At 62.4% G+C, this 22167-nt stretch carries 24 protein-coding genes and 1 pseudogene; 12 read left to right on the top strand and 13 right to left on the bottom strand.

Annotated features, from left to right (window positions below):
- Positions 1 to 3: 3 nt before the first annotated feature.
- Entirely contained in the window at positions 4 to 570 is a 567-nt protein-coding gene (locus X727_RS151995) for an SIS domain-containing protein (RefSeq protein ID WP_023689464.1), read from the bottom strand.
- Between the two features lie 184 nt (positions 571 to 754).
- Here X727_RS151995 and X727_RS151990 point away from each other — a divergent pair, with 184 nt between their 5' ends.
- Complete coding sequence (locus tag X727_RS151990) at positions 755 to 1777, top strand: aldo/keto reductase (RefSeq protein ID WP_023669424.1); 1023 nt, start codon at positions 755 to 757, stop codon at positions 1775 to 1777.
- A gap of 90 nt (positions 1778 to 1867) precedes the next feature.
- Here the strand turns inward: X727_RS151990 and X727_RS151985 are convergent, their stop codons facing one another.
- From X727_RS151985 to clpP, 4 genes are all read right to left on the bottom strand, one after another.
- Complete coding sequence (locus X727_RS151985) at positions 1868 to 2140, bottom strand: HU family DNA-binding protein (RefSeq protein WP_023669423.1); 273 nt, start codon at positions 2138 to 2140, stop codon at positions 1868 to 1870.
- 196 nt (positions 2141 to 2336) lie between these two features.
- Positions 2337 to 4748 (bottom strand): endopeptidase La, encoded by a 2412-nt coding sequence (gene lon, locus X727_RS151980; protein ID WP_023682304.1) that lies wholly within the window; start codon positions 4746 to 4748, stop codon positions 2337 to 2339.
- 273 nt (positions 4749 to 5021) lie between these two features.
- Complete coding sequence (clpX, locus tag X727_RS151975; RefSeq protein WP_023682305.1) at positions 5022 to 6296, bottom strand: ATP-dependent Clp protease ATP-binding subunit ClpX; 1275 nt, start codon at positions 6294 to 6296, stop codon at positions 5022 to 5024.
- Between the two features lie 295 nt (positions 6297 to 6591).
- Complete coding sequence (gene clpP, locus X727_RS151970) at positions 6592 to 7221, bottom strand: ATP-dependent Clp endopeptidase proteolytic subunit ClpP (protein WP_023682306.1); 630 nt, start codon at positions 7219 to 7221, stop codon at positions 6592 to 6594.
- 310 nt (positions 7222 to 7531) lie between these two features.
- Here clpP and X727_RS151965 point away from each other — a divergent pair, with 310 nt between their 5' ends.
- The 4 genes from X727_RS151965 (at position 7532) to X727_RS01000000164695 (ending at position 10210) form a co-directional block, all read left to right on the top strand.
- On the top strand, positions 7532 to 8122 hold the full coding sequence (locus tag X727_RS151965) for a hypothetical protein (RefSeq protein WP_023689466.1): 591 nt from the start codon (positions 7532 to 7534) through the stop codon (positions 8120 to 8122).
- A gap of 107 nt (positions 8123 to 8229) precedes the next feature.
- Positions 8230 to 9477 (top strand): cytochrome P450, encoded by a 1248-nt coding sequence (locus tag X727_RS151960; protein WP_023834210.1) that lies wholly within the window; start codon positions 8230 to 8232, stop codon positions 9475 to 9477.
- Positions 9478 to 9507: 30 nt separating this feature from the next.
- On the top strand, positions 9508 to 9798 hold the full coding sequence (locus X727_RS1000000169605) for a transporter substrate-binding domain-containing protein (RefSeq protein WP_280791137.1): 291 nt from the start codon (positions 9508 to 9510) through the stop codon (positions 9796 to 9798).
- A complete protein-coding gene (locus X727_RS01000000164695; RefSeq protein ID WP_280790547.1) occupies positions 9683 to 10210 on the top strand; it encodes a transporter substrate-binding domain-containing protein in 528 nt (175 codons plus the stop codon). The genes X727_RS1000000169605 and X727_RS01000000164695 overlap by 116 nt, the downstream gene beginning before the upstream one ends.
- Before the next feature lie 21 nt (positions 10211 to 10231).
- On the opposite strand, the gene X727_RS151955 is transcribed toward X727_RS01000000164695, so the two are convergent.
- From X727_RS151955 to X727_RS151930, 6 genes are all read right to left on the bottom strand, one after another.
- Positions 10232 to 10579 carry a cupin domain-containing protein gene (locus tag X727_RS151955; protein WP_023669416.1) on the bottom strand — a complete coding sequence of 116 codons (348 nt, stop codon included), beginning with the start codon at positions 10577 to 10579 and terminating at the stop codon, positions 10232 to 10234.
- 157 nt (positions 10580 to 10736) lie between these two features.
- Entirely contained in the window at positions 10737 to 12017 is a 1281-nt protein-coding gene (locus tag X727_RS151950; protein ID WP_023743587.1) for an O-acetylhomoserine aminocarboxypropyltransferase, read from the bottom strand.
- A 167-nt stretch (positions 12018 to 12184) separates the two neighbouring features.
- Positions 12185 to 12706 (bottom strand): CoA-binding protein, encoded by a 522-nt coding sequence (locus tag X727_RS151945; RefSeq protein WP_023711525.1) that lies wholly within the window; start codon positions 12704 to 12706, stop codon positions 12185 to 12187.
- Positions 12703 to 13485: an AAA family ATPase gene (locus X727_RS151940; RefSeq protein ID WP_023736498.1), complete on the bottom strand. Its 783-nt coding sequence runs from the start codon at positions 13483 to 13485 to the stop codon at positions 12703 to 12705. The genes X727_RS151945 and X727_RS151940 overlap by 4 nt, the downstream gene beginning before the upstream one ends.
- Before the next feature lie 8 nt (positions 13486 to 13493).
- On the bottom strand, positions 13494 to 13916 hold the full coding sequence (locus tag X727_RS151935) for a VOC family protein (protein WP_023689472.1): 423 nt from the start codon (positions 13914 to 13916) through the stop codon (positions 13494 to 13496).
- A 12-nt stretch (positions 13917 to 13928) separates the two neighbouring features.
- Complete coding sequence (locus X727_RS151930) at positions 13929 to 14750, bottom strand: enoyl-CoA hydratase (RefSeq protein WP_023743588.1); 822 nt, start codon at positions 14748 to 14750, stop codon at positions 13929 to 13931.
- A gap of 146 nt (positions 14751 to 14896) precedes the next feature.
- Here X727_RS151930 and X727_RS151925 point away from each other — a divergent pair, with 146 nt between their 5' ends.
- The 3 genes from X727_RS151925 to rpsI all read left to right on the top strand — a co-directional run bounded on the left by X727_RS151925 (position 14897) and on the right by rpsI (position 16526).
- The gene (locus tag X727_RS151925) at positions 14897 to 15361 is read left to right on the top strand and encodes a PaaI family thioesterase (protein ID WP_023743589.1); all 465 of its coding nucleotides are present in this window, start codon (positions 14897 to 14899) and stop codon (positions 15359 to 15361) included.
- A gap of 216 nt (positions 15362 to 15577) precedes the next feature.
- The gene (gene rplM, locus X727_RS151920; protein ID WP_023669409.1) at positions 15578 to 16042 is read left to right on the top strand and encodes a 50S ribosomal protein L13; all 465 of its coding nucleotides are present in this window, start codon (positions 15578 to 15580) and stop codon (positions 16040 to 16042) included.
- 1 nt (position 16043) lies between these two features.
- The gene (gene rpsI, locus X727_RS151915) at positions 16044 to 16526 is read left to right on the top strand and encodes a 30S ribosomal protein S9 (RefSeq protein ID WP_023669408.1); all 483 of its coding nucleotides are present in this window, start codon (positions 16044 to 16046) and stop codon (positions 16524 to 16526) included.
- Between the two features lie 359 nt (positions 16527 to 16885).
- On the opposite strand, the gene X727_RS151910 is transcribed toward rpsI, so the two are convergent.
- Positions 16886 to 17785: a LysR family transcriptional regulator gene (locus X727_RS151910; RefSeq protein WP_023834211.1), complete on the bottom strand. Its 900-nt coding sequence runs from the start codon at positions 17783 to 17785 to the stop codon at positions 16886 to 16888.
- Positions 17786 to 17876: 91 nt separating this feature from the next.
- Between X727_RS151910 and X727_RS151905 the strand changes: the two genes are divergently transcribed.
- Positions 17877 to 18749, top strand: a complete 873-nt coding sequence (locus X727_RS151905; RefSeq protein ID WP_023834212.1) for an aldo/keto reductase family oxidoreductase — start codon at positions 17877 to 17879, stop codon at positions 18747 to 18749.
- A 200-nt stretch (positions 18750 to 18949) separates the two neighbouring features.
- On the opposite strand, the pseudogene X727_RS1000000169010 reads toward X727_RS151905, so the two are convergent.
- Positions 18950 to 19169 (bottom strand): annotated as a pseudogene (locus X727_RS1000000169010) (glycerophosphodiester phosphodiesterase); the annotation flags it as partial.
- Positions 19170 to 19267: 98 nt separating this feature from the next.
- On the opposite strand from X727_RS1000000169010, the gene speB reads away from it, so the two are divergent.
- From speB to X727_RS151890, 3 genes are all read left to right on the top strand, one after another.
- Positions 19268 to 20269, top strand: a complete 1002-nt coding sequence (gene speB / locus X727_RS151900) for an agmatinase (protein ID WP_023669405.1) — start codon at positions 19268 to 19270, stop codon at positions 20267 to 20269.
- 29 nt (positions 20270 to 20298) lie between these two features.
- A complete protein-coding gene (gene argC, locus X727_RS151895) occupies positions 20299 to 21225 on the top strand; it encodes an N-acetyl-gamma-glutamyl-phosphate reductase (RefSeq protein WP_023669404.1) in 927 nt (308 codons plus the stop codon).
- Positions 21226 to 21286: 61 nt separating this feature from the next.
- Positions 21287 to 22126: an aminoglycoside phosphotransferase family protein gene (locus tag X727_RS151890; protein WP_023669403.1), complete on the top strand. Its 840-nt coding sequence runs from the start codon at positions 21287 to 21289 to the stop codon at positions 22124 to 22126.
- The last annotated feature ends 41 nt before the right edge of the window (positions 22127 to 22167 follow it).

Here is a 22167-nt window from a genome sequence, read left to right on the forward strand (position 1 = left end):
GATCTATTCCATGTTGGTGTGGCGGGTGCGCATGGCCTCGGACGACTGGCCGGTCAGCGCCTTGAGCTTCAGCACCATCACCTCGAACAGCAGGAACAGCGCCCCTTCGAAGACCGAGCCCATCGGCAGCAGCGATGTCTTTTGTGGCCCCTGGTCACGCGCCATGGTCTGCGCCGGGATCAGCAAGGTGAAGTCGGCAAGCGCGACCGCACTACTGCCTGCCTCGGCGGTGAGCAAAAGCACGGTGGCGCCGGCCTGGCGGGCGACTTGCATCAAGGTAAGCACCGTCGTCGTCTCGCCCGGGCCGGAACTGACCAGGAAGACATCGGCTGGGCGAAGCGGTGGCGTGTTCATGTCGCCGACCACCGACACCTCAAGGCCAAGGTGATAGAGGCGCATGGCGAAACCCTTGAGCTGCAACGCCTCGCGGCCGCAGCCATAGACGACGATCTTTTGCGCGCGGGCCAGGGTTTCGCAGGCGGTGTCGATGCCGGCTTCGTCGACGCGCGCCAGTACGGCGCCCAGCTCTTGCAGGGCGGTCGAAAACATATCCGAGCCGGCATTCGTCATGAGAGTCCCATCTGTCCGGCTGGGTTTGTGGCCGGTGATTTCGGGTTGCGCGCTTTCGGAAAAAGGCTTGTTTTTGTTCATGCTATCACCGCGAAAATGCCTGTCCAACGGCCATGGCGGCTTTTGCTGAGCCAGCGGCGTGATAGTGTCATGTCAGACAATCAATCCAGGAAATCAGCACGACATGAAGACACGGCATTTCGACCGCATCGGCAATGGCGGCCTCGACTTCACCGAGCTTGGCTTCGGCAGCGCGCCGCTCGGCAACCTTTACCGCGCCGTCCCCGACGCGGATGCCAACGCCACGCTGGAGGCGGCGTGGGCGACCGGCTGCCGTTACTACGACACCGCGCCGCTCTATGGCCTGGGCCTTGCCGAAACACGGCTCAATGCCTTCCTGCGCGGCAGGAAGCGCGACGATTATGTGCTGTCGAGCAAGGTCGGTCGCCTGTTGCGCGCCTGCCCGCCGGAGGAACGAACCGGCATCGGCAAGTTCTTCGACACACCGACGCGCAAGGAGGTCTACGACTACAGCTACGACGGCGTCATGCGCTCGTTCGAGGCGTCGCTGGAACGGCTTGGCGTCGACCGCATCGACATCCTTTTCGTCCATGACCTCGACATCTTCACCCATGGCAGCAAGGAGGCGTCAGACCAGCGCATCGAGGAATTCATGGCCTCGGGCTACAACGGACTGGTTGCGCTGCGCGACCAGGGCGTGATCAAGGCCTTCGGCGGCGGCATCAACGAATGGGAGGTTTGCCAGACGCTGGCGGAGCGTGGCGACTTCGACCTGTTCCTGCTGGCCGGGCGCTACACGCTGCTGGAACAGGAAGCGCTTGCCACCTTCCTGCCGCTCTGTGAGCAACGCGGCATCGGCATCGTTCTCGGCGGTCCTTACAATTCCGGCATCCTGGCGACCGGGCCGAAGCCAGGCGCCTATTACAATTACTCCGAGGCGCCAAGGGACATCATGGATCGCGTCGGGCGCATCGAGGCCGTCTGCCAGCGCCATGGCGTCAGGCTGATCGAGGCGGCGCTGCAGTTTCCGCTGCTGCACCCTTCCGTGGTGTCGGTCATCCCCGGCGGCCAGCGGCCGAGTGAAGTCGAAAGCAACCGCGCCCTGCTCGATGCCAAGCTGCCTGCGGCGCTGTGGGCGGACCTCAAGCAGGAAGGCCTGATGCGCGCGGATGCGCCGGTGGGCTGAAGGCTCGCCTCAGCGGGCTGACGGCCTGCCGCCATCGAGGCAAAAGAAAAGCCGGGCGAACCCGGCTTTTCAACATTCTCTGAAAAATTTTTAGTTGACCGCGTCCTTGAGGCCTTTGCCGGCCGAGAACTTCGGCACGGTACGCGCCGGAATCTTCACTTCCGCGCCAGTCTGCGGGTTGCGGCCAGTCGATGCCGCACGCTTGGAGACGGTGAAATTTCCGAAGCCGACGAGCCGTACATCGCCGCCCTTCTTCAGTTCGCCAGTGATGACGGAGAACACCGCCTCAACCGCCGACTGTGCGTCACCCTTCGAAATGCTCGCGGATTCAGCGACAGCGGAAACCAGTTCGTTCTTGTTCATAAAAATTCCCTTCCATGAGAAAACCGGAACTTTCGACTCATCCGGCAGGAGAGGGACTTTAGAAAGAAGCGCTCGCAAACCCAAGTCAAAAAGCCGGAAAAAAGTTGAAAAAAGCCCGGAAATGGTGGGTTTTTCACATGAAAAAGCCGGGCTCAAGGCCCGGCTCTCTCTTTGTGCACTGCAACTTTAGTAGTTTCTAATGTGCAAGCGACTTTCCAGCATCGTCAACGGTATCGGTGGAAGCCGGCGGATTGACTGGCTCGACCCACTCGATTGGCTCCGGCATGCGCACCAGCGCGTGCCTCAGAACCTCGCCGACACGTGAGACCGGAATGATCTCCATACCGTTCTTCACATTGTCCGGTATCTCCGCCAGATCCTTGGCGTTGTCTTCCGGGATCAGCACCTTCTTGATGCCGCCGCGCAGTGCGGCGAGCAGTTTCTCCTTGAGGCCGCCGATCGGCAAGATGCGGCCGCGAAGCGTTATCTCGCCAGTCATCGCCACATCGGCCCGGACCGGAATACCAGTCATGACAGATACGATGGCCGTCGCCATGGCAGCACCTGCAGACGGACCGTCCTTCGGCGTGGCGCCTTCGGGCAAGTGGACGTGGATGTCACGCTTGTCGAACAGCGGCGGCTCGATGCCGAAATCGATGGCCCGCGAGCGGACATAAGAGGCCGCCGCCGAGATCGATTCCTTCATCACGTCGCGCAGATTGCCGGTCACCGTCATGCGGCCCTTGCCGGGCATCATGACGCCTTCGACCGTCAGCAGCTCGCCGCCGACTTCCGTCCAGGCAAGACCGGTGACGACACCGACCTGATCGTCAGCCTCGACCTGGCCGAAGCGGAAGCGCGGAACACCGAGGTAATCGGCGAGGTTCGCCGCCGTGATGCTCACCGTCTTCTTCTTCGTCTTCAGGATCTCGGTCACCGCCTTGCGCCCGAGCTTCATCAGCTCGCGCTCCAGGCTTCTGACGCCCGCTTCACGGGTGTAGGTCTGGATGATGCCGCGGATCGCGTCCTCGCCGACGGAGAATTCCTTCGGCTGCAGGGCATGATCGCGGATCACCTTGGGCATCAGGTGACGCTTGGCGATCTCGATCTTCTCGTCCTCGGTGTAGCCGGCGATACGGATGATCTCCATGCGGTCCATCAGGGGCGCAGGGATGTTCAGTGTGTTCGCCGTCGTCACGAACATCACGCTCGATAGGTCGTATTCGACCTCGAGGTAATGGTCCATGAACGTCGAGTTCTGCTCGGGATCGAGCACCTCGAGCAAAGCCGATGACGGATCGCCACGGAAGTCCTGGCCCATCTTGTCGATCTCGTCGAGCAGGAAGAGCGGGTTGGACTTCTTGGCCTTCTTCATCGACTGGATGACCTTGCCGGGCATCGAGCCGATATAGGTGCGGCGGTGGCCACGGATCTCGGCCTCGTCACGCACGCCGCCAAGCGCCATGCGGATGAACTCGCGGCCGGTCGCCTTGGCGATCGACTTGCCGAGCGAGGTCTTGCCGACGCCGGGAGGGCCGACGAGGCACAGGATCGGCCCCTTCAGCTTCTTCTGGCGGCTTTGCACGGCGAGATACTCGACGATGCGGTCCTTGACCTTGTCGAGGCCGAAATGATCGGTGTCGAGCACGTTCTGCGCAAACGCCAGGTCCTGCTTGACCTTGGAGTTCTTGCCCCACGGGATCGACAGGATCCAGTCGAGGTAGTTGCGCACGACGGTCGATTCCGCCGACATCGGCGACATCGTCCGCAGCTTCTTCAACTCGGCTTCCGCCTTTTCGCGGGCCTCCTTGGAGAGCTTGGTCTTCTTGATGCGCGCCTCGATCTCGGCGGCCTCGTCGCGGCCGTCCTCGCCTTCGCCGAGCTCCTTCTGGATCGCCTTCATCTGCTCGTTGAGGTAATATTCGCGCTGCGTCTTCTCCATCTGGCGCTTGACGCGCGAGCGGATGCGCTTCTCCACCTGCAGGACGGAGATTTCGGCTTCCATGAAGCCCATCGCCTTTTCCAGCCGTTCCTTGACGGACAGCGTGGCCAGCATCTCCTGCTTCTCGGGGATCTTGATGGCGAGGTGCGAAGCAACCGTATCGGCGAGCTTGGAATAGTCGTCGATCTGGCTGGCGGCGCCCACCACTTCAGGCGAGATCTTCTTGTTCAGCTTGACGTAGTTTTCGAAGTCGGTGACGACCGAACGGGCGAGCGCCTCGACCTCGACCTCTTCCTCCTCCGGCTCGACCAGCGCCGTGGCGGTAGCTTCGTGGAAGTCCGGACGGTCGGTGAACGAGACGATCTTGGCACGCGACGCGCCTTCGACCAGCACCTTGACGGTGCCGTCGGGCAGCTTCAGCAATTGCAGCACATTGGCGAGCGTGCCGATGTCGAAGATCGCATCGGGCTCGGGATCGTCATCGGCGGCATTCATCTGGGTGGCAAGCAGGATCTGCTTTTCCTGACCCATAACCTCTTCCAGCGCCTTGATCGACTTTTCACGCCCGACAAAGAGCGGAACGATCATGTGCGGGAACACCACGATGTCGCGCAGTGGGAGGACTGCGAAGACGCCGTCGCTGGGAGCCTTGGATATTTTGGCCATTGTCCAACCTTTCATGTCGCGGCCGCTAATCGAGCCAACCGCGAATCTCATATTAACGACCGAGGATCGTTCCGCCTACCACCGTTTGTGACGGGAGTTTTACAGCACAGAATTCGGCACCACGGCCTTCCGATGTTAGTTGGATGCACGAGGGGCAAAGATCAAGGGTCGACACGTTCGTTCATCCACTCCGTCACAAGGATCGGTACCTCACCACAGCAAAACGGCGCCCCGCGGGCGCCGTTCCATAAAAAGGTTAGGCCAGATGCCAGATCAGGCGCTGACGTTGCCCTTCTTTTCCTTCTGCTCGGAATAGATGTAGAGCGGCCGGGCGCTGCCGGTCACCACTTCTTCCGAAATCACCACTTCGCGCACGCCTTCCAGGGCGGGCAGTTCGAACATGGTGTCGAGCAGGATCGCTTCCATGATCGAGCGGAGGCCACGGGCGCCGGTCTTGCGCTCGATGGCGCGCTTGGCGATCGCCGACAGCGCATTCTCATGGAAGGTCAGGTCGACACTTTCCATCTCGAACAGCCGCTGATACTGCTTGACCAGCGCGTTTTTCGGCTCGGTCAGGATCTGGATCAGAGCCGGCTCGTCGAGGTCTTCCAGCGTCGCCAGGACCGGCAGACGGCCGACAAACTCGGGGATGAGGCCGAACTTCAAGAGATCCTCGGGCTCGACCAGGCGGAACACGTCACCGGTGCGGCGATCCTCGGGCGAAGCGACGATGGCGCCGAAGCCGATGGAAGTCTTCCTGCCGCGATCCGAGATGATCTTGTCCAGCCCGGCGAAGGCGCCGCCGCAGATGAACAGGATGTTGGCGGTGTCGACCTGCAGGAACTCCTGCTGCGGATGCTTGCGGCCGCCCTGCGGCGGCACGGAGGCAACGGTGCCTTCCATGATCTTCAGAAGCGCCTGCTGCACGCCCTCGCCCGACACGTCGCGGGTGATCGATGGGTTGTCGGACTTGCGCGAGATCTTGTCGATTTCATCGATGTAGACGATGCCGCGCTGGGCGCGCTCGACATTGTAGTCGGCCGACTGCAGCAGCTTCAGGATGATGTTTTCGACGTCCTCGCCGACGTAACCGGCTTCGGTCAGCGTCGTCGCGTCGGCCATGGTGAAGGGCACGTCGATGATGCGGGCCAGCGTCTGGGCAAGCAGCGTCTTGCCGCAGCCGGTCGGGCCGATCAGCAGGATGTTGGACTTCGCCAATTCGACGTCGTTGTTCTTGCCGGCATGCGCGAGGCGCTTGTAGTGGTTGTGGACCGCCACCGACAGCACGCGCTTGGCGTAGGGCTGGCCGATGACATAGTCGTCAAGAACCTTCAGGATCTCCTGCGGGGTCGGCACGCCCTCGCGCGACTTCACCATCGAGGTCTTGTTCTCCTCGCGGATGATGTCCATGCATAGCTCGACGCACTCGTCGCAGATGAACACCGTTGGGCCGGCGATCAGCTTGCGCACCTCGTGCTGGCTTTTGCCGCAAAACGAGCAATAAAGCGTGTTCTTCGAATCACCGCTGTTGTTGCCGACTTTGCTCATTTTCCTGTCCTTTCATGGCCGCCCGCCGATGGTCTGGCTGAAAGGGCGCATATTCTATCTATCGCGGGAATTCGCCGCCGCCAGTGTCCCGGCTCCCGCAACGCATTCCGTACGAAACACAAATCAGAAAACGTCGCAATGATTCGCGCCAACCCTGCACAAAGCTAAGCCGTCGAAAATCAACATAGCCTTAACGTAGGCAATCCCATCCACCGAGGGAACAGCCAATTGTGGCCGAAATGCCGCAAATCCCAGCAAAAGCGCGTTATCCCGCCACCCAACTGCCATGCAGCGATTATGCCGCAGCGCCTTCGACCGGCTCGCGCGACGAAATGACCTTGTCGATGAGGCCGAAATCCTTGGCTTCGTCGGCTGTCATGAAATGGTCGCGGTCAAGCGTCTTTTCAATGTCTTCGTAGCTCTTGCCGGTGTGTTTGACGTAGACCTCGTTGAGGCGGCGCTTCAGCTTGATGATGTCCTGCGCGTGCCGCTCGATGTCGGAGGCCTGGCCCTGGAAACCGCCGGAAGGCTGGTGAACCATGATACGGGCGTTCGGCGTGGCAAAACGCATGTCCTTGTGGCCGGCGGTCAGAAGCAGCGAGCCCATCGACGCCGCCTGGCCGATGCACAGCGTCGACACCGCCGGCTTGATGAACTGCATGGTGTCGTAGATCGCCATGCCCGAGGTCACCACGCCGCCCGGCGAGTTGATGTAGAGATTGATCTCTTTCTTCGGGTTCTCGGCCTCGAGGAACAAAAGCTGTGCACAAACCAGCGTCGCCATACCGTCTTCGACCGGGCCGGTGATGAAAATGATGCGCTCTTTCAGCAGGCGCGAGAAAATGTCGTAGGCCCGCTCGCCGCGATTGGTCTGCTCGACCACCATCGGAACGAGGTTCATGTAGGTTTCGACGGGGTTCTTCATGGACTACCCTTTTTGGAGATGGGGATTCCGGCGCCGGAACATCGGGCAGAATCGGTTCTTGATGGTTAGAATGTAAATAGGATGCCGGCTCACCCTAGCGCAAGGCCGCCTCCTCCTAGCCATCTGGTTAAGTCGAATCAAGGTTTCCGCGCAAGGGAAAGTCCGAACGCGGCCAGCGGCGTTTTTGCGGTGTAGCAATTCCTTAACCGCGTCGCTTAACGAAATGCGGCGAAACCGCTTTCCCCCGGAGAACCTTCCCCTACAATTCAACATTGAACCTCACGTTTCGGGTTCAAACAGGGGGAGTGCCATGATCAGGAAAACTGCTTGCCTCGCCATCTCCGGCCTTGCCGGTCTCGGCATGGTGTCCGATGCGGTTGCCGGCGGCCGGGCCGCCGAATGCTATGAGCCGGTGCACAGGCCGGCGCTCTATGACACCGTCTATGAAGACGTCATGGTCAGTCCCGGCGGGCAGTTGGTCGACTATGATCCGCCGATCTATGGCACCATGGAGCGCGTCGAGCAGATCGCGCCGCCCCGAGTCACCTATGACATCGTACCGGCGAGAACCCGCACCGTTTACCGCACGGTCCAGGTCGACGATGGCGGCTATGCCTGGGAATGGCGCGTCATCCACGGCCGCAAGGTGCTGTGCAAGGTGTGGCGCAAGGCCCGCTACGCGCGTGTGGCCGAAACAGTGGTGGTTGAACCGGAGCGCACCCGCCGGGTTGTGCTGCCGGCCGAATATGAGAGCGTCGCCCATGAAGTGCTGGTGCGGCCCGAGCGGCGGCACGTCACCCAGATAGCGCCGTCATACCAGAGGATGGCGCGCCGGGTGGTGGTGCAGGAAGGCTCGACCAGCTGGCGCCGCGTGCATATTGCCAGGCATTGCGAGGATTAGACTTCGGTACTTCGCCGAGGTCCGCCTCGGTTGGCTCAATCCATAGGGCCGTCGGGTGCCAACATCCGGTCTGGCACCAAGCCGGCAAGCCGCGGTAATGGTCTGGCATGACCACATCCATGCCGCCCTACCTCGCCTTTGATCCAGCCACGCGCCGCCTGCGGCTCGATCCGCACGAACCGGCGTTTTTCCAGAACCCCTACGACGCCTATGCCGTCCTGCATGGCGCATCGAATGCCTTCTTCTGGGAGGAATTCGGCTTTTGGTGCTTTGGCGGCTTCGACGACGTCAACCGGCTGTTGCGCGACCGCCGCTTCGGTCGCCAGAACCCGGCCGGCATTCCCGACAGCCGCGGCATCGGCGAGGATCGCTCGCATTTGGCCGCTTTCGACGGCATCGAGAGCAATTCGATGCTGGAGCTGGAGCCGCCGGTGCACACCAGGCTCAGAACCCTGGTCAACCGCGCCTTCGTCTCGCGCCAGGTCGAGCGGCTGCGGCCGCGCGTGGAGGCGCTGGCCAATGAGCTGATCGACCGTTTCGAACCGCGCCAGGTCGATCTATTGCCCAGCTTCGCCGCACCTTTGCCGATCACCATCATTGCCGAAATGCTCGGTGTGCCGGTCGAAATGGGGCCGCAACTGCTCGACTGGTCGCACCGGATGGTGGCCATGTACATGCATGGCCGGACGCGCGAGATCGAAGAAGCGGCCAATCGCGCCGCGCACGATTTTTCCGACTTTTTGCGTGGCTATGTCGCTGAGCGGCGCAAGAAGCCTGGCGACGACCTGCTGTCGCTGCTGATCGCGGCGCAAGAGGATGGCCAGAAGCTGTCGGAAGACGAGTTGGTCTCGTCCGCCGTTCTGTTGCTCAATGCCGGCCACGAGGCGACCGTCCATCAAACCGGCAACGCCGTGCGCACGTTGCTGGCGCAAGGCGGCGACCCCGGCCGTTTCTTCACCTCGCCGGAAGCAACCGCTGCGACGGTCGAGGAGTGCCTGCGCTTCGACGCGCCGCTGCACATGTTCACCCGCTACGCCTATCAGGAGGTCGAGGTGACATCCGGGGTTGTCGTACAACCGGGGGAGACGGTCGGCCTGCTGCTCGGCATGGCCAATCATGATCCGCTTGCCCTTGCCGAACCTGGCGCCTTCCGGCCCGGCCGACCAGACCAGAAGAATGTCTCGTTCGGCGCCGGTATCCATTTCTGCATCGGTGCGCCGCTGGCGCGGCTGGAGTTGCAGGTGTCGCTGAAAACCCTGTTCGAGCGGCAGCCGCAACTCCATCTTGCGGAGGAGCCGCGCTTCCGCGACACCTATCATTTCCATGGGCTGGAAAAGCTCACTGTGAGCTTGTGAGGACGGCGGAGCCGACGCATGCCCGAGAAAATGAGATTCGCCTTTCTACAGGAACCACCCTTCTGCTTTATCGACGGATCGGGACGTCTGGGCGGCAGCGATGCCCAACTGGCCAAGAGGGTCTGCCTGACGCTCGGGCTGGAACTTTTGCCCATCGAGACCGAGTTTGCCGAGCTGCTGCCTGGGCTTGCCGAAGGGGTGGGACATGACCACCGGCCTGTTCATTTCCGAAGACCGCCGGAAGCTGGTCGACTTCACAAGGCCGATCTGGATGCTGGCGGATGGATTGCTGGTCGCGAAAGACAATCCCCGCGCCTTTGATGGCTATCGGTCCGTCGCCAATGATCGGACGGCGCTGATCGGCGTCATATCGGGCCAGATCCAGCACCGGACGGCCCTGCAAAACGCTATTCAGCCCGAACGGCTAAGGATATTTGCCACCCAGGCCGAAGCAGCTAACGCCGTCGCGGCCGGCGTGGTGCATGCCTATGCGAGTGTAGCGCTCGCGCATCGCGGCTATCTGAGCCGGCGACCCGACGCGCCTCTCGACGTCGTCGACGTCCCGGCAGTCGAAAAACAGCCAGCGCCCGGCGCTTTCGCTCTCGCCAAAGGCAGTGCCACCCTGCTCCAGCGCGTTGATTTATGTCTCAGTGATTTGCTTGGAAGTCCCTGGCACAGGGAGATGATGAGCGGATACGGCTTTTCCGACACTGACATCGATCGGCTTTTGTGAAGTCCAAGCGCGACCGAGCGGTCAGAGCTTGATCACATACTCCTTGCGGGTCGTTTCAAGCACTTCCCAACTGCCCCTGAAGCCTGGCCTGAGCACGAAGCTGTCGCCGGCGCGCACCGTGCGCGCCTCGCCGCCATCCTCGGCAACCACCGAGACGCCGGACAGGATGTGGCAGAACTCCCATTCGTCATATTCGATGCGCCATTTGCCCGGCGTCGCTTCCCAGATGCCGGCATAGAGGCGGCCATCGCGCTCCTCGACATTCCAGGTGCGGAACTTCGGATCGCCCGCAATCAGACGATCCGGCGCCGGGGCGCCATGTTCGGCGTCGACGCTGTCGGTCGATATTGCCAAGTAATGCGCGGACAGGGTTTGCCTCCAACAGATTAGTGAGTAGTGAGTAGTGCAGTGAGTAGTGAGTAGTGAGTAGTGAGTAGTGAGCGGAAAGCGCTCCCTCGAACGGGTGGCTAATCACTAGTCACTGCTAACTAGTGAATACCGACCACTACTCACTACTCGCTCAAAATCAAACCTTGGTCAAAGCCTGTTCCAGATCGGCGACGATGTCGTTGACATCCTCGATGCCGACGGAAAGCCGGACCGTGTCCGGTCCCGCGCCCGCCTTGACCTTCTGCTCGTCGGAAAGCTGGCGATGCGTGGTCGATGCCGGATGGATGACCAGCGACTTGGTGTCGCCGACATTGGCGAGGTGCGAGAACAGTTCGAGCGCCTCGACGAACTTGATGCCGGCCTCGTAGCCGCCCTTCAGGCCGAAGGTGAAGACAGCACCGGCGCCTTGCGGCGAGTATTTCTTCTGCAGCGCGTTGTTCTTGTCGCTGGGCAGGCCGGGATAGTTGACCCAGGCGACCTTGGGGTGGTTGGACAGCCAGCCGGCTACGGTGATCGCATTGTCGCAATGGCGCTGCATCCTGAGCGGCAGGGTCTCCAGCCCGGTCAGGATCAGGAAGGCATTGAACGGCGAAATGGCCGGGCCGATGTCACGCAGGCCAAGCACGCGCGCGGCGATGGCGAAGGCGAAATTGCCGAAGGTTTCGTGCAGGACAAGGCCGCCATATTCGGGGCGCGGCTCCGACAGCATCGGATATTTGCCGGATTTCGACCAGTCGAACGTGCCGCCATCGACGATGGCGCCGCCGATCGAATTGCCGTGGCCGCCGATGAACTTGGTCAGCGAATGGACGACGATGTCGGCGCCATGCTCGATCGGCCGCACCAGATAGGGCGAGGCCAGCGTGTTGTCGACGATGAGCGGCAAGCCGTGCTTGCGGGCGATGTCGCCGATCTTCTCGATGTCGACGAAGGTGCCGCCGGGATTGGCCAGGCTCTCGATGAAGATCGCCTTGGTCTTGCCATCGATCTGGCTTTCGAAAGTGGAGATGTCGTTGGTGTCGGCCCAACGCACCTCCCAGCCGAAATTCTTGAAGGCATGGCCGAACTGATTGATCGAACCACCGTAAAGCCTTGTGGCGGCGACGAAATTATCGCCAGGCCGCATGAGATTGTGGAACACGATCACCTGTGCGGCATGGCCGGAAGCAACGGCAAGTGCAGCCGTGCCGCCTTCGAGCGCCGCGATCCGCTCTTCCAGCACCGCCTGGGTCGGGTTCATGATGCGGGTGTAGATGTTGCCGAAGGCCTTCAGCCCGAACAGCGAGGCGGCATGGTCGGCATCGTCGAACACAAAGGAGGTCGTCTGGTAGATCGGCGTGGCGCGTGCGCCCGTCGCCGGGTCGGGCTTGGCGCCGGCATGGACGGCGAGCGTGTTGAAACCGGGCGTGCGGGTCATCGAAAACCTCTCTGAGCGGTAAACGTGTGAATGATGAAATGGTCAATGGTGAGCGATGAATGGTGGTCGCAAAGTCGGCCAGTCCCACCTTGATTGCAAGCCGCTCATATGCGGCTTTACCCGGCTTCCAGGAAAATCCTTCTATTCACCATTCACCATTCACTGCCTTACTTCTGGCGCACACCGAAACTCTGGAATCCCGACCGCATCAGCGGCTTCTTCGACGAAAGCACACCGGAGTTGACGCCGGTCCAGCCGATCTCGCCCGACAGCTTGCCATATTCGATCTTCGGGCAGCGGTTCATCACCACCTTGATACCGGCCGCCTCGGCACGCGCGGCCGCCTCGTCGTCGCGCACGCCAAGCTGCATCCAGATCACCTTCGGCAAGGGGTCGAGCTTCAGCACCTCATCGACAATGCCGGGCACCGATGCAGAGGCGCGAAAGATGTCGACCATGTCGACCGGCTCCGGCAGATCGGCAAGGCTGGCATAGGTCATGCGGCCGAGGATTTCCTTGCCGGCCTGCCCAGGATTGATCGGAAACACCGAAAAGCCCTTGGCCAGCAGATATTTCAGCACGAAAAAGCTCGGCCTGACATCGTTGGCCGACGCGCCGACCATGGCGATGGTCTTCACAGAATTGAGGATGCCGCCGATATAGGCATTGTCGTAGCTATCGTGATTCACTCGTCGGTCTCCCTCAGTGCTTCCTCCATAAAGGACTGCGGGTCCGTGCAGAAGTCGCGCATCATGCGAAAATGATCGGTATCGGTGAAATCTGTGGGGTCGAGGCCGAAACGGCTGATTCGGAAGAGCCGCGCGCCGGGACAAGCCATCAGCAGCGGCGAATGCGTCGCCATGATCACTTGCGCCGTGCCTGACTGGTCCATGCGCCGCAGCATCTTCAACAATTCGATCTGCCGCGACGGCGACAGCGCGCTTTCGGGCTCGTCGAGGATGTAGATGCCTTGCCGGCGGCAGCGCTCCTCGAAAAAGCGAATGAACCCTTCGCCATGCGACCACGATAGAAAGTCCGGTGGCGGCGGTCCGAACGGGTCTTCGAGTGCCGCCTGGTCGAGATAGCGCGCGACCGAGTAAAAAGATTCGGCACGAAAGAACCAACCGGCGGTGACTTTTGGCAGCCAGTGGCCGCGGAATGTATTCGCCAGTGCCGCACCGCTCTTGTCGATGGCGATGGAATGATCGACCGGACGATAGCCCTTGCCGCCGCCGGCCTCGTCGTAACCGGCCAGCGCGCCGATGGCTTCCAGCAGTGTCGATTTGCCGGTGCCGTTTTCACCGACAATGATGGTGATCGGCGTGGTGAATTCGAGCTCGAATTCACGGCCGCGAAACAGCGGCAGGTTCCATGGATATTTTTCCCAATCTTCCACGCGCTCGGGGTCAATCAGGATGCGTTTGAGATAAGGCGCCTTAAGCCGGGTCAGTTGCTTGCGATAGCCCATGCGGACGCTCAGTCCGGCAGCGAGATGGTGCCGTCATCCGCGATCGGGAAGGCCGGATTGTGTGCGACTTCCCAGACATGGCCGTCGGCATCGGCGAAATATCCATACCAGCCGCCCCAGAAGGCGCGGCCTGCCGGCTTGACGATCCTGCCGCCGGCCTTCTCGGCGGCCGCCAGCACGTCGTCGACTTCGGCATCGGAGCGGGTGTTGTAGGCGAGGTAGACCGCCGACGGTGCTGCGGCGAAGGCAATGCCTGAATCCTCCTCGGCGCTTGGCCTCGGGAACAGGCCGAGAATGGCGCCGCCCATCTGGAAGAAGGCGACGCCATCGGTGATGCCGGCGTGGCGCTTCAGGCCCATGCCCTCGTAAAAGCGCACGGCGCGCTCGAGATCGTCGGTGGCGATGGTGATGATGGAGATGCGCGGTTCCATGGATCGAAAAGCCTATTCGTCCGTCCATTCCGGTTTACGCTTGCCTATAAAGGCGCCGATGCCTTCCTCGGCGTCGCGGGCCAGCATGTTCTCGACCATGACGCGGCCGGTATAGGCATACGCGTCCGCCAACCCCATCTCGGCCTGCGCGTAAAAGGCTTCCTTGCCGGTCTTGACCACCAGAGATGATTTGGAGGCAATGGTTTGCGCGTATTTGGTGACGATCTGATTCAGGTATTCGCGCGGCACGACGCGGTTGACCAGGCCGAATTCCTTGGCGGTTGCGGCATCGATGGTCTCGCCGGTGAGCAGCATTTCCATGGCGTGCTTGTGAGACACGTTGCGTGACAGCGCCACCATCGGCGTCGAACAAAACAGGCCGATATTGACGCCCGGCGTGCAGAAGGTCGCTTCATGCGAGGCAATGGCGAGGTCGCAACTGCCAACCAACTGCAGCCCCGCAGCAGTGGCGAGGCCATCGACTTCGGCGATGATCGGGAGCGGATGGCGCACGATCTGCTGCATCAACGCCGCGCAAGCCGAAAATGTCTGCTCGAAAAACCCCTTGCCCTTGTCGGCGTCGGCGCGGCGCGCGGTCATTTCCTTGAGATCGTGGCCGGCGCAAAAGACTTTCCCGGCGGCCGCCAGGACGATGACGCGGACCGATTTGTTGGCCTTGGCATGGTCGAGCTCGGCGCTCAATGCCGCCATGACGGAAAGCGACAAGGCATTGGCGGGCGGATTGGCGAGCGTCAGGCGCAGCACGCCCTTGTCCAGCCCGGCGATGACCGGCCCGTCTATGGCAACAGGTTTGATCGAAAGGATTTCGGCCATGACAAGGGTCTCCGCGATTCCGCCGGGCGCCGCCAGACTATCTAATATCGGATCGAGTTTCATCAACACCCATCGCTTGCGCCAGAGGTGTTGCCAGAAGCGCATCATTGCGTTCATACAGGCCCGGCATAGAACGAGAGACCGACATGCCCGCCCAGGACAATCTCAAGCCGGTGCTGACGGCGGCTGAAGTCAATGCGCTGATGGCCAGCGTCTACCCGCAGCTCAACGACGAGTTCACGTCGTATGAGGCGCTCGATGTGTTTCCGGGCGGCTGCACGGTGCGGCTCAACGCCAGCGAACGGCATTTGCGTCCCGGCGGCACGGTGTCCGGGCCCTCGCTGTTCACGCTGGCCGACATTGGCGGCTATGTCTGCGTGCTCAGCCATGCCGGGCCGGATGCGCTTTCGGTTACGGTCAACCTCAACATCAATTTCGTCCGCAAGGCCGAGGCCGGCCCGATCGACGGCCATTGCCGCATCCTGAAGCTGGGCAAGAGCCTGATGGTGTTCGATATCGACATCGTCGCCGGACCGAAGGAACACACGGTTGCGCATGCGACCGGCACCTATTCGATCCCGCCGAAGCTCGCCGCCGATGTGGTAAAATAATACCTTTTAGTCAAACCTTTGTTTTTATTGCACTTTACGAGCAGACGTGCTTTTCCCGCGCCTTGACGTGCCCACTCCCCTCGCCTATAAGCCGTCACGAAGCAGCGGCCCGCAAAGGCCGCCGTTTTTGTTATTGGCGGCGGGCAAGTGCCTTGTCGCCAATCCAAGCAACAAGAAACGCCTTCTTCGGAAGGTCAAAATCGAAAGCAGAAATCCATGGCAACCTTTTCGCAGAAGCCTGCGGATGTGGTGAAGAAGTGGGTGCTGATCGACGCCGAGGGTCTCGTCGTCGGCCGTCTCGCCACTGTCATCGCCAATCATCTTCGCGGCAAGCACAAGCCCACCTTCACCCCGCATGTCGACGACGGCGATAACGTCATCGTCATCAATGCCGACAAGGTGGTGTTCACCGGCAAGAAGTTCACCGACAAGGTCTATTACTGGCACACCGGTCACCCCGGCGGCATCAAGGAGCGCACCGCGCGCCAGCTGCTCGAGGGCCGTTTCCCCGAGCGTGTCGTCGAGAAGGCCGTCGAACGCATGATCCCGCGCGGGCCGCTCGGCCGTCGCCAGATGAAGAACCTCCGCGTCTATGCAGGCACGGAACATCCGCATGTCGCCCAGCAGCCCGTCACCCTCGACGTCGGCGCGCTGAACGCCAAGAACAAGAAGGTTGCATAAGATGGCTGAGCTTTCCTCGCTCGCAGAATTGGGCGCCGCCACCGGCAACACCAACACCCAGCCGGCAGCACCCGTCCATGTCCAGAAGCTCGACAAGTCGGGCCGCGCCTATGCCACCGGCAAGCGCAAGAACGCCATCGCCCGCGTCTGGGTGAAGCCGGGTTCGGGCAAGATCGTCGTCAACGACAAGGAATTCGCGACCTATTTCGCGCGTCCGGTCCTGCAGATGATCCTCAACCAGCCGATCATCGCTTCCAACCGCGCCGGCCAGTACGACATCGTCGCCACCGTCATCGGCGGCGGCCTGTCCGGCCAGGCCGGTGCCGTTCGTCACGGCATCTCCAAGGCGCTGACCTACTATGAGCCGGCACTGCGCGCCGTGCTCAAGAAGGGCGGCTTCCTGACCCGCGACAGCCGCGTCGTCGAGCGCAAGAAGTACGGCAAGGCGAAGGCCCGCCGTTCCTTCCAGTTCTCGAAGCGCTAAGCGCTGCGACGTTCCAGACATCGAAAGGCCGCCTCCGGGCGGCCTTTTCTTTTGGGTCTCGGCAGTCACCCCACCCGGCGCTTCGCGCCGACCTCCCCATCGAGGGGAGGTAGGAGGTCGCGGCAGTTTTGCCGCCCGGACAATCCACGATNCGCTGTCCCCCCACCCGCGCCTTCGGCGCGACCTCCCCATCGAGGGGAGGTAGGAGGTCGCGGCAGTTTTGCCGCCCGGACAATCCACGATGGTCCAGCGGCTAGCAAACCAGTTCGACCATAAAAACGCGGCACCCTACCTCCCCTCGATGGGGAGGTCGGCGCGAAGCGCCGGGTGGGGTGATGGCGCCGGCCTCGGTTCAAGTCTCAGAACTTGCCGGCCTTGATGTAATCGATAAACGCCCGTAGCGGCGCCGGAACCAGACGCCGTCCGGGATAGTACAGAAATGGCCCGGGAAAGCTCTGCCACCATGGTTCGAGCACGGGCTCCAGGTCACCGCTTTCGAAGTGAGGGCGAAGCCACCCTTCAAAGAGAGCGACGATGCCGCTGCCGGCAATCGCCGCATGGACGGCAAGATCGCTCGCCCCGCCGATGCGCACGATCAACGGCCCCGTCGTGTCGACCCGCACCACCTCGCCGTCGCGCTCGAATTCCCACGGCAGCATCGAACCACTGGCAAAACGGCCGCGCAGACAAGCATGGCCAAGCAGATCGCTCGGGTGCTGCGGCCGCCCATGGCGATCGAGATAGGCGGGGCTGGCGCCAGTGGCGAAGCGCTGGACGCGCGGTCCGATCGGCACCGCGATCATGTCCTGCTCCAGTCGCTCGTCATAGCGGATGCCGGCGTCGCAGCCGGCCGCCAACACGTCGACGAAGTTCTCATCGGCGATGACCTCCAGCCGAATGCCGGGATAGGCGGCGAGGAAGCCCGGAACGATGTCGGGCAATATCAGCCGCGCGGCGCTGACCGGGACGTTGAGGCGCAGCGAACCGGCCGGCCTGTCGCGAAAGCCATTAACCACGTCGAGGGCCGCCTCCACCTCCGACAGCGCCGGGCCAAGCCTTCCCAAGAGGCTGAGGCCTGCGTCGGTTGGAACAACGCTGCGTGTGGTGCGGTTGAACAGCCTGACGCCGAGCTGCGTCTCCAGGCGGCGCACCGCTTCGCTCAGGCCCGACGCGCTGCCGCCGCTGGCGCGAGCCCCTTCCCGAAAACCGCCGGCACGCGCCACCGTCACGAAAGCGTTCAGATCGCCAAGGTCCATCATTGTTCGCCATTCCGCACAAGCTGTACGGATTGTACCTTATTATCCCGAGGTTGAGCAGCGTCTATCTTCGCCTCCTCAAAGGAGACCGACCATGTCCACCATCCAAAAATCCGGCACATTCACCCTCGGCAGCCACACCGTGAAACGGCTCGGCTACGGCGCCATGCAACTTGCCGGCCCGCACGTTTTCGGTCCGCCGAAGGATCATGACGCGGCCATTGCAGTGCTGCGCGAAGCGGTGGCCTCCGGGGTCAACCACATCGACACCAGCGACTACTATGGCCCGCATGTAACCAACCAGCTGATCCGCGAAGCGCTGGCGCCCTATCCGCAAGACCTCGTCATCGTCACCAAGATCGGGGCGCGGCGCGGCAGCGACGGCTCCTGGCTGCCTGCCTATTCCGCCAAGGAACTAGAGCAGGCCGTGTACGACAATCTCAGGAATCTCGGCCTTGAGGTGCTGGATGTCGTCAATCTGCGCATCATGTTCGGGGTGATGGGTCCGGCCGAGGGCTCGATCGAGCCGCAGTTGACCGCGCTTGCCGAACTGCAGCGCAAGGGTCTGGTGCGCCATATCGGCCTGAGCAACGTCACCCCAGCGCAGGTCGAGGAAGGCCGTGGGATCGCCGAGATCGTCTGCGTGCAGAACCAGTACAATCTGGCGCATCGCGACGACGACGGGTTGATCGATGAACTGGCGCGCGCCGGTATCGCCTACACGCCGTTCTTCCCGCTCGGCGGTTTCAGCCCGCTGCAGTCGTCGACCTTGTCGGATGTGGCCGCGCGGCTCGGCGCCACACCCTTGCAGGTTGCGCTCGCCTGGCTGCTGCGCCGCTCGCCGAACATCCTGCTGATCCCGGGGACGTCGTCGATCGGGCATTTGAGAGAGAACCTGGCGGCGGCGGAACTGGAGCTGTCGGCCGATGTGCTAAGGGAATTGGATGGGGTGGCGAAAGCGGCGTGAAGATTTTGCGGGCGGCGCTGTCACCCCACCCGCGCCTTCGGCGCGACCTCCCCATCGAGGGGAGGTAGGAGGTCGCGGCAGCCTTGCATGCCTCGCAATCGCTACGACTGTCGGAATCTAAAGCGCCAACGCCCTACCTCCCCTCGATGGGGAGGTCGGCGCGCAGCGCCGGGTGGGGTGATGGCGCCGACGTACGATTTCTAATTGATACTCGCCGTATTCGCGGCTCGGCCGGCTTCGCCTCATCCACATAAGGCACCCTAAACCCGTTGGCCCCCAGCCAGCCAATGGCAGCCTTCGGTTCGTCGGTCTGGATGATGGTGGCGCCGCGTTCGGCCCAGAAACCGTGGTCTCGGCCGGCATGCCGGCCCGCACCGCCAGTTCATCGCCGCGGCCGCCGGAGAGGATGCCGCCGGGCCTTGCACCTTGGCGATACAAGTCCTTCGCCAAGCTGTGACTGGCATCTTGCGTGCCGGTTCTGTAGTTGTGGCAGCCCGATGAACAAAGAAGGACCCGTAATGGCGAACCAGACCATCGATAACGCCTTCACCGCCCGCTCCAAGACGGGGCCTTCCTTCGAGCCGACCTATGCCGGCGCGCTGTCGTTCATGCGGCGCAAATACACCAAGGATGCAAAGGGCGCGGACGCCGTCGTGTGGGGCATTCCGTTCGATGCCGCCGTCACCAACCGGCCGGGCGCGCGCTTCGGGCCGCAGGCGATCCGCCGCGCCTCGGCGATCCTCGACAACGACCCGCAATATCCGTTCTCGCGCGACCTGTTCGAGCATCTCGCCGTCATCGACTATGGCGATTGCCTGCTCGATTCGGGCAATCACCAGAAGACACCAGGCACGATCGAGCGCGAGGCGGCGAAGATCCTGAAATCGGGTGCCTTCCTGTTGTCGCTCGGCGGCGACCATTTCGTCACCTGGCCGCTGCTCAAGGCGCATGCCGCCATCCATGGGCCGCTGGCGCTGGTGCAGTTCGACGCGCATCAGGACACCTGGCCTGACGATGGCAAGCGCATCGACCACGGTTCGTTCGTCGGGCGCGCCGTCAATGAGGGCATCATCGATCCTGATCGTTCGATCCAGATCGGCATCCGCACGCATGCCCCCGATACGTTCGGCATCAAGATCCTTTACGGTCACGAGATCGAGGAGATGCGGGCTTCCGACATCGCCTATGCGATCGTCGACCGCACCGGCGGCAGGAAGACCTATCTCACCTTCGACATCGACTGCCTCGACCCGGCCTTTGCGCCCGGCACCGGCACGCCGGTTGCCGGCGGACCGTCCTCGGCGAAAATCCTGTCGACGCTGCGCCAGCTCGGCCAAGTCGATATTGTCGGCGCCGACGTCGTCGAGGTTGCGCCGGCCTATGATCACGCCGATATAACGGCGATCGCCGGCTCGATGGTGGCCATGCACTATCTCGGCCTGGTGGCCGAGCGAAAAGCGCGGGCGGAAGAGCTGAACAGCGGCAACCATGGCGCGGCAAACCATGGCCAGGGCATATAGGCCTGAATTAGCAGGGAATTGACGGGCACATGAAACCGAAAATCTTCATCGATGGCGAACACGGCACCACCGGCCTGCAGATCCGGGCGCTGCTGGCCGAGCGCGGCGACCTCGAGATCATCTCGATCCCGGCCGAGCGCCGCAAGGAAACGGCGGCGCGCGCCGAGTTCCTCAATGCAGCCGATGTCGCCATCCTGTGCCTGCCGGATGCGGCTGCCAAGGAAAGCGTATCGCTGATTGCCAACGACACCACCAAGGTGATCGACGCCTCCACGGCGCATCGCGTAGCCGAGGGCTGGGAATATGGCTTTGCCGAGATGGAAAAGGGCCAGGCCAAGATCATCGCCAATGCAAAACGCGTCGCCAATCCCGGCTGCTGGCCGCAAGGACCGATCGCGACACTGCGGCCGCTGGTCGCCGCCGGCCTGCTGCCGGCGGATTTCCCGATCACCGTCAATGGCATTTCGGGCTATTCGGGCGGCGGCCGGCCGATGATCGAGGACTATGTCGCCAAGGGCGAGGATGCCTCTGAATTCCAGGTCTATGGGCTGACCCTGCAGCACAAGCATGTGCCGGAGCTGCGCACCTATGCGAAGCTGTCGCACGATCCGATCATGCAGCCGGCGGTCGGCAATTTCGCCCAAGGCATGATCACAGTGGTGCCGCTGCAGCTCGGCGGGCTCGACCATGTGCCGGCCGGCGCCGAACTGCACGCGGCAATCGCCGACCATTTTGCCGCCATCAAGGGCGGCGTGGTCGAGGTAGCTCCTTACGAGCACGTGGAGCGCCTGCCCGAGATCAATCCCGAGGTCTATAACGGCACCAACCGCATGAAGGTCTATGTCTTTGCCAATGACGACAGGGCGCAGGCGCTGCTGATTGCGGTCTATGACAATCTCGGAAAGGGCGCCTCGGGTGCTGCCGTTCAGAACATGGATCTGATGCTCGGCCTTTAATCCAGTTGGAGAGAGCATGTTGCCCGAAAACCGCTTAACACTTTTCGGCATCACGCTCTGAATGGACGCGCCTGCATTTCCAAAGCGCTGGAAGATCAGCGCGCCCGAGCTCATTGCGGAGACGTTTTCGAGCCGCATCTGGAAGGTGCGGCGTGAGGACGGCTCGCCGGCCATCGTCAAGGCGCTCAAACCATTCGACGATGTCGAGGACGAGTTGCGCGGCGAGCACTATCTCGCATGGCGGCGCGGCGAAGGCGCGGTGCGGCTGCTTGGCCGGGACGGCCACCGCATGCTGCTCGAATATGCCGGCGACACCCTGCTTTCCGACGTTCTGGCCAAAGAAGGCGACAACGCCGCGACCGCAATCGCGGCCGAGTTGATGGGGAGACTGTTCTCGCCCTCAAGACACCCTGCCCCGCCGGACCTGCAGCCGCTGCGGACACGGTTTGCCAGCCTGTTCAAAAAGGCCGGAGCCGATCGCGACGCCGGAGAGCACAGCCTCTATATCGAGGCCGCCGAAATCGCGGACCGGCTGCTCGATGCCCCGCATGCGGTCAAGCCGCTGCATGGCGACCTGCATCACGACAACATTTTGCACGGTGCGCGCGGCTGGCTGGCGATCGACCCGAAGGGCGTGCTCGGCGATCCCGGCTTCGACGCCGCCAATCTGTTCTACAACCCACTGGGGCGCGACGACCTCTGCCTCGATCCCGAGCGCATCGCGCATATGGCTGAGATCTTCGCCAGGACACTCGGCCAGACGCCGGCTGCCATTCTCGACCATGCCATCGCCTATGGCTGCCTGTCGGCCGCATGGCATCATGAGGACGAGAATGCGGTCGACGAGAACCGCGAGCTGTCGGTTGCGGGAGTGATCCGAAAGGTGCGGCTCAGCTTCTGACCGGCGCAGCCTCGCGCTTTAGACGTAGCGAGGCAGTTCGT

This window comes from Mesorhizobium sp. L103C105A0 (genome assembly GCF_000502215.1).
In the GTDB taxonomy this organism is placed as follows: domain Bacteria; phylum Pseudomonadota; class Alphaproteobacteria; order Rhizobiales; family Rhizobiaceae; genus Mesorhizobium.

Bases quoted from the DNA above. Each gene is read 5' to 3' on its own strand.
- X727_RS151995 (WP_023689464.1), bottom strand. From the start codon at position 570: ATGACGAATGCCGGCTCGGATATGTTTTCGACCGCCCTGCAAGAGCTG.
- X727_RS151990 (WP_023669424.1), top strand. From the start codon at position 755: ATGAAGACACGGCATTTCGACCGCATCGGCAATGGCGGCCTCGACTTC.
- X727_RS151985 (WP_023669423.1), bottom strand. From the start codon at position 2,140: ATGAACAAGAACGAACTGGTTTCCGCTGTCGCTGAATCCGCGAGCATT.
- lon (WP_023682304.1), bottom strand. From the start codon at position 4,748: ATGGCCAAAATATCCAAGGCTCCCAGCGACGGCGTCTTCGCAGTCCTC.
- clpX (WP_023682305.1), bottom strand. From the start codon at position 6,296: ATGAGCAAAGTCGGCAACAACAGCGGTGATTCGAAGAACACGCTTTAT.
- clpP (WP_023682306.1), bottom strand. From the start codon at position 7,221: ATGAAGAACCCCGTCGAAACCTACATGAACCTCGTTCCGATGGTGGTC.
- X727_RS151965 (WP_023689466.1), top strand. From the start codon at position 7,532: ATGATCAGGAAAACTGCTTGCCTCGCCATCTCCGGCCTTGCCGGTCTC.
- X727_RS151960 (WP_023834210.1), top strand. From the start codon at position 8,230: ATGACCACATCCATGCCGCCCTACCTCGCCTTTGATCCAGCCACGCGC.
- X727_RS1000000169605 (WP_280791137.1), top strand. From the start codon at position 9,508: ATGAGATTCGCCTTTCTACAGGAACCACCCTTCTGCTTTATCGACGGA.
- X727_RS01000000164695 (WP_280790547.1), top strand. From the start codon at position 9,683: ATGACCACCGGCCTGTTCATTTCCGAAGACCGCCGGAAGCTGGTCGAC.
- X727_RS151950 (WP_023743587.1), bottom strand. From the start codon at position 12,017: ATGACCCGCACGCCCGGTTTCAACACGCTCGCCGTCCATGCCGGCGCC.
- X727_RS151940 (WP_023736498.1), bottom strand. From the start codon at position 13,485: ATGGGCTATCGCAAGCAACTGACCCGGCTTAAGGCGCCTTATCTCAAA.
- X727_RS151935 (WP_023689472.1), bottom strand. From the start codon at position 13,916: ATGGAACCGCGCATCTCCATCATCACCATCGCCACCGACGATCTCGAG.
- X727_RS151930 (WP_023743588.1), bottom strand. From the start codon at position 14,750: ATGGCCGAAATCCTTTCGATCAAACCTGTTGCCATAGACGGGCCGGTC.
- X727_RS151925 (WP_023743589.1), top strand. From the start codon at position 14,897: ATGCCCGCCCAGGACAATCTCAAGCCGGTGCTGACGGCGGCTGAAGTC.
- rplM (WP_023669409.1), top strand. From the start codon at position 15,578: ATGGCAACCTTTTCGCAGAAGCCTGCGGATGTGGTGAAGAAGTGGGTG.
- rpsI (WP_023669408.1), top strand. From the start codon at position 16,044: ATGGCTGAGCTTTCCTCGCTCGCAGAATTGGGCGCCGCCACCGGCAAC.
- X727_RS151910 (WP_023834211.1), bottom strand. From the start codon at position 17,785: ATGATGGACCTTGGCGATCTGAACGCTTTCGTGACGGTGGCGCGTGCC.
- X727_RS151905 (WP_023834212.1), top strand. From the start codon at position 17,877: ATGTCCACCATCCAAAAATCCGGCACATTCACCCTCGGCAGCCACACC.
- speB (WP_023669405.1), top strand. From the start codon at position 19,268: ATGGCGAACCAGACCATCGATAACGCCTTCACCGCCCGCTCCAAGACG.
- argC (WP_023669404.1), top strand. From the start codon at position 20,299: ATGAAACCGAAAATCTTCATCGATGGCGAACACGGCACCACCGGCCTG.
- X727_RS151890 (WP_023669403.1), top strand. From the start codon at position 21,287: ATGGACGCGCCTGCATTTCCAAAGCGCTGGAAGATCAGCGCGCCCGAG.